Origin of the sequence: Streptomyces sp. NPDC058401 (assembly GCF_042722885.1) — a bacterium.
Taxonomy (GTDB): domain Bacteria; phylum Actinomycetota; class Actinomycetes; order Streptomycetales; family Streptomycetaceae; genus Streptomyces.
Genome location: NZ_JBHXKA010000221.1, coordinates 1 through 7791, shown reverse-complemented (window position 1 = coordinate 7791; position 7791 = coordinate 1). Strand labels below are relative to the sequence as shown.

The following is a 7791-nucleotide window of genomic DNA, read 5'->3' as shown; positions in this document are numbered from 1 at the left end:
CGGCCCCGGCCCCGGCCTCCGGCCCGGGATCGCCCCTCGGCTTGGGCGCGCTGTCAAGATGGGGGCATGCGTATCGCGGTCACCGGTGCCACCGGACTCATCGGCAGCGCCCTCGGGCGGTCACTGACGGCCGACGGGCACGAGGTCGTGCGGTTCGTGCGGCGGGAGCCCGCCGGGCCCGGCGAGGCGCGGTGGGATCCGGCGCGGGGGTACGTGGACCCGGCCGGGCTCGCCGGCTGCGAAGCCGTCGTGCACCTTGCCGGGGCCGGGGTCGGGGACCACCGCTGGACGGCCGCCTACAAGCGGGAGATCCGCGACAGCCGGGTCAAGGGCACCGCGGCCATCGCCGAGGCCGTCGCCGCCATGCACGAGCCGCCCGCGACGCTCGTCTGCGGGTCCGCCGTCGGGTACTACGGCGACACGGGCGACCGGTCGGTCGACGAGGACGCCCCGGCGGGGGAGGGGTTCCTCCCCGAGGTCTGCGTCGCGTGGGAGGCCGCCGCCGCGCCCGCCCGGGACGCCGGGGTCCGGACCGTGTACGCCCGTACCGGACTGGTCGTCGCCGCCGAGGGCGGGGCCTGGGGGAAGCTGTTCCCGATCTTCAAGGCCGGCATCGGCGGCCGCCTCGGCAACGGCCGCCAGTACTGGTCGCACATCTCGATGCACGACGAGATCGCCGCCCTGCGCCACATCATCGACACGCCCGCCCTGACCGGGCCGGTGAACCTCACCGCCCCCGAGCCCCTGACCAACCGCGAGGTCACCGCAGCGATGGGCCGGGTCCTGCACCGCCCGGCCGTGTTCGCCGTGCCCGCGCCGGTCATGCGCGTGGTGCTCGGGGAGTTCGCCCAGGACGTGCTGGGCAGCCAGCGGGTGCGTCCCGCCCGGCTGCTGGAGTCCGGGTTCGTCTTCCGGTACCCGGGGATCGAACAGTCCATCAGGGCCGCGCTGGAGGCCTGAAACGCCCCGGAGCTCCGGGGGAGCGCCCCGGCGCACACTTCGAGGCGCATGTGAGCCGAATGCGACCGTCGTGCGACCGGAGTTGACCGCATCACCCGCAATGGCCCGCCCAACTCGGGTTCCGCTCGACCCCGTTGAGGGAAGGAGGTTCCCCACACAGCCGGGCCGACCTCGGGGAGGGGCACGTGCTCAACAGCGCCAGCGCACACGCACACCATGCGGACGTGGTCATCGTAGGAGCCGGAGTCTCCGGACTCGCGGCAGCGCACCACCTGATCGCGGCCGGGGTCACCGTCATCGTCCTGGAGGGCGCGGACGACGCCGGCGGCCGGATGGCCACCAAAACCGTGGACGGCTTCCGGCTCGACCGGATCGGCCAGCTCCTCAACACCGCCTACGCCGAACCGGCCCGCACCCCGGGCCTGGAAGGCCTGGTCCTCAAGCCCTTCGCGCACGGAGCCCTCGTCCACAGCGAGGGCAGGACACTGCGCGCCGGGGCCCTCACCCCCGCCCGCGCCCTGACCAGCGGCTCCCTCGACCAGGCCCGGATCGGCGCCGCGCTCGCCCGCCTCGCCGCCCTGCCCGAGGAACGCCTCCTGGCCCGACCCGAGCGCACCGCGCACGCCGCCCTCAGCTCCAGGAGCCTCGGTACGACGCTGCGCCCGCTCCTGGCCGCGCTCCTGCGCGACCCCGCACTCGGCACCTCCAGCCGCGTCGCCGACCTGGCCCTGCGCACCTTCGCGCGCGGCCGCCTCGCCGTACCCGAGGGCGGCGCCGCCACCCTGCCCGGACTGCTCGCCGCCGCGCTGCCGCCCGGCACCGTGCGCACCGGGGTCCGGGTCCGCTCCGTCGCCACCAGCCTGGTCACCACCGAGGAGCACGGCGACTTCGGCTGCCGCTCCGTGGTCCTGGCCACCGGCGCCCGCGCCGCCGCCGAACTGCTCCCCGGCCTGCGCGTGCCCGCCTTCCACCAGGTGACCGTGATGCACCACGCCACCACCACCCCGCTCCCCTGGGACGGCTCGCTGCTCCTGGACGGGGATCCGGACTGGCCCGTCGCCCACACCGCGGTGATGAGCGCCGTCGACCCGACGCGCGCCCCCGCCGGCCGCAGCCTGGTCACCACCACCGTGCTCGGCCCGCCGCCGCCCACCCGGACGGTCGCCTCGCGCCTCGCCCGGCTCTACGAGACCGCGACCCGGGACTGGGACCTGCTCGCCGTCCACCACACCCCCGAGGCCGTCCCCGCCATGCCGCCGCCCCAGGACACCCGCCGCACCGTCAGGGTCCTGGCCGGCCTGTACGTGTGCGGCGACCACCGCGACACCAACACCGTCGAGGGAGCCCTGCGCTCCGCCCGCCGAGCCGCCGCCGCCCTCCTGCGCGACGTCGGCATCCCCGTCCCGGCCACCCCGGCCCCCGCCCTCCCCCTGGCCGCCTGACCCGACCACCCACCGCGGCCGGTACCACCCACCGCGCCCGGTACGACTCACCACGGCCGGTACCACTCACGCGCGCCGGAGGGGCCGATCAGCCCACAGGGCAAGATCCGTCCGCAGGGAAGATCAGCCCCTCCGGCGTTTGAGGAGCGGGGTCCGGGGCGGAGCCCCGGGAGCGAACCCGCAGGGACTCCACGGCGCAGCCCCCCGGGCCCCGGGGGAGCGGCCCCCGCAGAGCCCCGCAGCCGACCCGCAGGGTCAGGACAAGGCGGCCACCCGGTCCCGATACCCCCGCACCGCCGAAGCGTCCCGGTACGGCTCGAGCCGCCGCTCGAAGTCCCGTACGTACTCCACCGCCCGCACCGACCGCATCTCGCTCGCCTGCTGCGCCGCCTCCGCGCCCAGCGCGCACGCCTGGTCCAGCTCGCCCAGCCCCAGCCGCGCCGTGGCCAGCACCACCCGGCAGAACAGCCGCGACCGCGCGTACGAGGGTGCCCGCAGCTGCAGGGACCGCTCCGCGTGCTGCGCCGAGGCCCGGTACTGCTGGAGGTCCCGGTGGCAGTGCCCGAACTCGTCCGCGAGCTGCGCCTCGTCGTAGTCGCGCGCCCAGTGCGGTACGTCGTCGCCCGGCCGGGCCGCGCCCAGCGCCCGCTCGGCCCGCACCAGTGAGGCCGTCGACGCCCTGACCTCCCCGAGCACCGCGTGTCCGCGCGCCTCGGCCGAGTGCAGCAGCGCCTGCACCACCGGCGGCGGCCCGGAGCCCACGCCCTGCTGGGCGACCCGGGCCAGCTGGACCGCCTCCCGGCCGTGGCCGAGGTAGACCGCCTGCCGGCTCATGGTGATCAGCACGTACGCCCCGTACGGCCGGTCCCCGGCGGCCTGGGCCAGCCGCAGCGCCTGGACGAAGTACCGCTGGGCGAGCCCGTGCGCGGCGATGTCGTACGAGGTCCAGCCCGCGAGCCGGGTCAGATCGGCCGCGGCGGAGAACAGCCGGCGTCCGGTGGTCTCCCCGTAGGTGCCGCGCAGCATCGGCTCGGCCTCGTGCTCCAGGTACCGCACCAGGGCCTGGCGGGCATGGCCGCCACCGTAGGCGTGGTCCAGGGTGCGGAACAGCTCGCCGACCGATCTGAGCGCCGCGATGTCACCGCCGGTCACCCGCTGCCCGGGCCCGCGGTCGATCTGCCGCTGCCGGGGCACCGAGGCCCGGCCGGGCAGGGCGCGGCCCGGTTCGGGACGGCCCTGTTCGGGCACGCGCAGGGCGGCCTGCTCCGCGCCCCGGCCGACCCGCTCGTCGGCCCGCCCGATGAGCCAGTCCCGGCTGGGCACCACCAGCCCGGCCGGGGTGAAGGCGATCTTGCGCAGCTCGGCGTGCGAACCGGAGTCCTTGCGCCACAGCCCGCTCGCGATGTCGACGGCCTCCTCGGGGGTGGCCGCGAACTCCAGGCCCGCGTACACCGGGGCGCACGCGTCCAGCCCCAGGTCCTGGGCCGACAGCCGCCGCCCCAGGCGCCGGGTGAACACCTCCGCGATCAGCGCCGGGGTGGTGCCGCGCGGCTGCTGCCCGCGCAGCCAGCGGGTCACGGAGGTCTTGTCGTACCGCAGATCGAGACCGTGCTCCAGACCGAGCTGGTCGACACGGCGGGCGAGCCCGGCGTTGGAGAACCCGGCCTCGGCGATCAGTGCCGAGAGCTGCCGGTTGGGGACACGCTGGGCAGGTCGTTCCGTCATCGGCTCCACGGTCTCCTGACGTGACGGACCGGAGTCCCGGCCCTGTGAACGGCGTGAATGTAGCGGCGAACCTCGCCCGTACCGCCCTCTCTGTCCCACATTCATCCGATCGTGTGCAGAACCGGTGGGTCTCTTTACGGACCGACCCCCTCCACCCGCGTACGCTGCGCCCCATGACCCGCCGGCCCACCGGGGAGCATCGCCCCGGCAGCTGCGTGCGCCCCGACGGCGACGGCAGCCACGCAGAGTCCACGGCCGTGCCGCACGTGCCCGAGCTGGCCGCGCCCGAGCTGACCGAGGCGGAGTGCCGGCGGTGCGGGACCTACATCGCGGGTCTCGACGGGCGCTACGCGTGCGGGGTCTGCGGCTGGGTGAACGACCACACCGAAGGGCACCGCCGGCTGCCCCGGGCGGACGAGGACCCGGACCGGCCCCCGGAGGGCCGCAGGCGGCCGAAACAGCTCCCCGGACCCCCCGATCCCGGGCCTTTCGCGGTGTCCGGGACGGGCGGCTGACAGGGTCCCCGGGGGCCGCCGTACCCTTGCTTGGTGCGATAGGTGCACACAGCAAGTTCGTCGGCAGGTTCAACGAGGAGGCGCCGCGGTGGCTGAGCTTGGGTTTGTCCGCATGGGCTTCGGCCCGGAGGCCGTCGAGTACACGGTGGCCTGGGAAGAGCAGCGCCGGGTCCACGCGGCCCGCTACGCGGACGAGATCGAGGACACCTGCCTGCTGCTGGAGCACCAGCCGGTCTACACGGCCGGCCGGCGCACCGCCGACAACGAGCGCCCGCTCGACGGCACGCCCGTCGTGGACGTGGACCGCGGCGGCAAGATCACCTGGCACGGCCCGGGCCAGCTGGTCGGCTACCCGATCATGAAGCTGCCCCGCCCCGTGGACGTGGTCGCCCACGTCCGCCGCCTGGAGGACGCACTGATCCGCACGGCCGCCGAGTTCGGCCTGGAGACCACCCGCGTCGAGGGGCGCAGCGGGGTCTGGGTGCTCGGCGACCCGGTGGAGCAGCGCCCGAAGATCGGCGGCCTCTCGCTGGACTTCGACCCGCGGCTGAACGACGAGGAGTTCGACCCGCGGCTGAACGGCCCCGAGTACGCCCCGTCCAACGCCGGCCAGCGCCGCGAGGACCGCAAGCTCGCCGCCATCGGCATCCGGGTCGCCAAGGGCGTCACGATGCACGGATTCGCGATCAACGTGAACCCCGACAACACCTGGTTCGACCGGATCGTCCCCTGCGGGATCCGGGACGCCGGTGTGACCTCGCTCTCCTACGAGCTGGGCCGCGAGATCACCATCGCCGAGGTGCTCCCGGTGATCGAACGGCACCTGAAGGACGTACTGGAGCAGGCGGAGCTGCGCCCGCGGGAGATAGAGCCCGCCGCGGGCTAGTACGCCCGGGAATGGGTCGGGCCGCCCGCAGGTTGGCCGACGTAAGAGCGTATGAAATTACGGGCGTACCCTGGTGGGCGCCGAAGAATCGAAGTCACAGGGAGCCGGTCGTGTCCGCAGTCGCACCCGACGGACGCAAGATGCTGCGCCTAGAGGTCCGTAACGCCCAGACGCCCATCGAGCGCAAGCCCGAGTGGATCAAGACGCGGGCCAAGATGGGTCCCGAGTACACCAAGATGCAGGCCCTGGTGAAGGGCGAAGGACTGCACACGGTGTGCCAGGAAGCCGGCTGTCCGAACATCTACGAATGCTGGGAAGACCGCGAGGCCACCTTCCTCATCGGCGGCGACCAGTGCACCCGGCGCTGCGACTTCTGCCAGATCGACACGGGCAAGCCCGAGGCGCTGGACCGCGACGAGCCCCGCCGCGTCGGCGAGTCCGTCGTCACGATGGACCTGAACTACGCCACCATCACGGGCGTCGCGCGCGACGACCTGGCGGACGGCGGAGCCTGGCTCTACGCGGAGACCGTGCGCCAGATCCACCAGCAGACGGCGGAGCGCGCGGCCGGGCAGACCAAGGTCGAGCTGCTCGCCCCGGACTTCAACGCGGTCCCGGAGCTGCTGGAGGAGGTCTTCGCCTCCCGCCCCGAGGTCTTCGCCCACAACATCGAGACGGTGCCGCGCATCTTCAAGCGCATCCGCCCGGGCTTCCGCTACGAGCGCTCGATGGACGTCATCACCCGGGCGCGGGCGTACGGCCTCATCACCAAGTCCAACCTGATCCTGGGCATGGGCGAGGAGCGCGAGGAGGTCAGCCAGGCGCTGAAGGACCTCCACGAGGCGGGCTGCGAGCTCATCACCATCACGCAGTACCTGCGGCCCTCGCCGCGCCACCACCCCGTCGAGCGCTGGGTGAAGCCGGCCGAGTTCGTGGAGCTGGCGCAGGAGGCCGAGGAGATCGGCTTCTCCGGAGTCATGTCCGGCCCGCTGGTGCGGTCCTCGTACCGCGCCGGCCGCCTCTACCAGCAGGCGATGGAGAAGCGCGCGACCGTCTGAGGTGACTGAGGCGACTGCCGGGTCGCATGGTGCGGGAGGTATGTGAACTCGCGCACAAAGCCTTACTTACGGGTAACCCCGCACTGATGCGGCCCCTAGGCTCTTCCTAGCGAGAGTCCTGGTGGGCCGCATCAAGGTTTCATCACTGTTTGACCAGTCGGTCACGTCCTGGTAACACCAGTCAGTGACGATTGTTGGACGCACCGCACACACGCTTGGCCACCCCCGACGTGAGCACCGTGAAAGGGTCGACACCATGCAGGCCGCGCCCGTACGCGCCACCGCCATTCCGTCCTTCACCGACGCCGTCCGCGGCCTGGAGTCGCTGCTCATGAGCGGCGCCCGCCGGAACGCCTGGACGGCCGTCCTCGAAGACCGCCGCAGGGCCAAGGACCGGGTCGAAACCGAGCACGTACTCGAGGCCGCGGCGACCCGGACCGAGAAGGCCACGTAAACTTCCCTGCATGGCGAGGAAGTCAAACGCAGAGACTGCTGCGAACCCCGGGCGACTGAAGCAGATCGCCCTGACGTACAAGATGACGCGCAAGGCCGACCCGAAGGTCGGTCTGATCGTCGCGGGCGTGGGAATCGTCACCTTTGGTGTCTTTCTTGCGATCGGCTTCCTGATCGACCACCCGGTCTACCTGGGCATCCTGGGCTTCCTGGTGGCGTTCCTGGCGATGGCGATCATCTTCGGACGGCGAGCCGAGACGGCCGCCTTCGGACAGATGGAGGGACAGCCGGGCGCGGCCGCGGCCGTACTGGACAACGTGGGCCGGGGCTGGAACACCACCCCCGCCGTCGCGATGAGCAAGCAGCAGGACATCGTCCACCGGGCCGTCGGCAAGGCCGGCGTGGTGCTGATCGGTGAGGGCAACCCGAACCGGGTGAAGCCCATGCTCGCGAACGAGAAGAAGAAGCTGGCCCGGATCATGCCCGACATCCCGGTCCACGACTTCATCGTGGGCAAGGGCGAGGGCGAGGTGCCGCTCAAGAAGGTCCGTACGACCCTGATGAAGCTGCCCCGTGTCCTCTCCGGGCCGCAGATCACCCAGGTCAACGACAAGCTGCGGGCCATGGGCGACTTGCTGAGCAACATGCCGATCCCGAAGGGCCCGATGCCCAAGGGGATGCGCATGCCGCGCGGCGGAAAGATGCGCTGATCCGCTTTTCGTATACAACGCATACGACACAGAGGGGCGCCC

The 7791-nt window shown here is 72.9% G+C and carries 8 protein-coding genes; 7 read left to right on the top strand and 1 reads right to left on the bottom strand.

The window, feature by feature from the left end; translation table 11 throughout:
- Positions 1-66 precede the first annotated feature (66 nt).
- Both ACFWNV_RS38435 and ACFWNV_RS38430 read left to right on the top strand, forming a co-directional pair.
- Entirely contained in the window at positions 67-960 is an 894-nt protein-coding gene (locus tag ACFWNV_RS38435) for a TIGR01777 family oxidoreductase (protein ID WP_383956599.1), read from the top strand.
- 224 nt (positions 961-1184) lie between these two features.
- Entirely contained in the window at positions 1185-2402 is a 1218-nt protein-coding gene (locus ACFWNV_RS38430) for an FAD-dependent oxidoreductase (RefSeq protein ID WP_383956596.1), read from the top strand.
- Between the two features lie 255 nt (positions 2403-2657).
- Here ACFWNV_RS38430 and ACFWNV_RS38425 read toward each other — a convergent pair whose 3' ends face one another.
- The gene (locus ACFWNV_RS38425; RefSeq protein WP_383956593.1) at positions 2658-4127 is read right to left on the bottom strand and encodes a regulator; all 1470 of its coding nucleotides are present in this window, start codon (positions 4125-4127) and stop codon (positions 2658-2660) included.
- Between the two features lie 173 nt (positions 4128-4300).
- Here ACFWNV_RS38425 and ACFWNV_RS38420 point away from each other — a divergent pair, with 173 nt between their 5' ends.
- From ACFWNV_RS38420 to ACFWNV_RS38400, 5 genes are all read left to right on the top strand, one after another.
- Positions 4301-4642 carry a hypothetical protein gene (locus ACFWNV_RS38420; RefSeq protein WP_383956591.1) on the top strand — a complete coding sequence of 114 codons (342 nt, stop codon included), beginning with the start codon at positions 4301-4303 and terminating at the stop codon, positions 4640-4642.
- 88 nt (positions 4643-4730) lie between these two features.
- Positions 4731-5528, top strand: coding sequence for a lipoyl(octanoyl) transferase LipB (gene lipB, locus ACFWNV_RS38415; protein WP_383956587.1), 798 nt, complete (start codon positions 4731-4733; stop codon positions 5526-5528).
- Positions 5529-5638: 110 nt separating this feature from the next.
- Complete coding sequence (lipA, locus tag ACFWNV_RS38410; RefSeq protein ID WP_383956585.1) at positions 5639-6586, top strand: lipoyl synthase; 948 nt, start codon at positions 5639-5641, stop codon at positions 6584-6586.
- 256 nt (positions 6587-6842) lie between these two features.
- On the top strand, positions 6843-7040 hold the full coding sequence (locus ACFWNV_RS38405; RefSeq protein WP_267758543.1) for a hypothetical protein: 198 nt from the start codon (positions 6843-6845) through the stop codon (positions 7038-7040).
- A gap of 10 nt (positions 7041-7050) precedes the next feature.
- Positions 7051-7749, top strand: a complete 699-nt coding sequence (locus ACFWNV_RS38400) for a DUF4191 domain-containing protein (protein WP_383956581.1) — start codon at positions 7051-7053, stop codon at positions 7747-7749.
- The last annotated feature ends 42 nt before the right edge of the window (positions 7750-7791 follow it).

What these genes read in the sequence shown, in the direction of transcription:
- ACFWNV_RS38435 (WP_383956599.1), top strand. Translation starts at nt 67, where the DNA reads ATGCGTATCGCGGTCACCGGTGCCACCGGACTCATCGGCAGCGCCCTC.
- ACFWNV_RS38425 (WP_383956593.1), bottom strand. Translation starts at nt 4,127, where the DNA reads ATGACGGAACGACCTGCCCAGCGTGTCCCCAACCGGCAGCTCTCGGCA.
- ACFWNV_RS38420 (WP_383956591.1), top strand. Translation starts at nt 4,301, where the DNA reads ATGACCCGCCGGCCCACCGGGGAGCATCGCCCCGGCAGCTGCGTGCGC.
- ACFWNV_RS38405 (WP_267758543.1), top strand. Translation starts at nt 6,843, where the DNA reads ATGCAGGCCGCGCCCGTACGCGCCACCGCCATTCCGTCCTTCACCGAC.
- ACFWNV_RS38400 (WP_383956581.1), top strand. Translation starts at nt 7,051, where the DNA reads ATGGCGAGGAAGTCAAACGCAGAGACTGCTGCGAACCCCGGGCGACTG.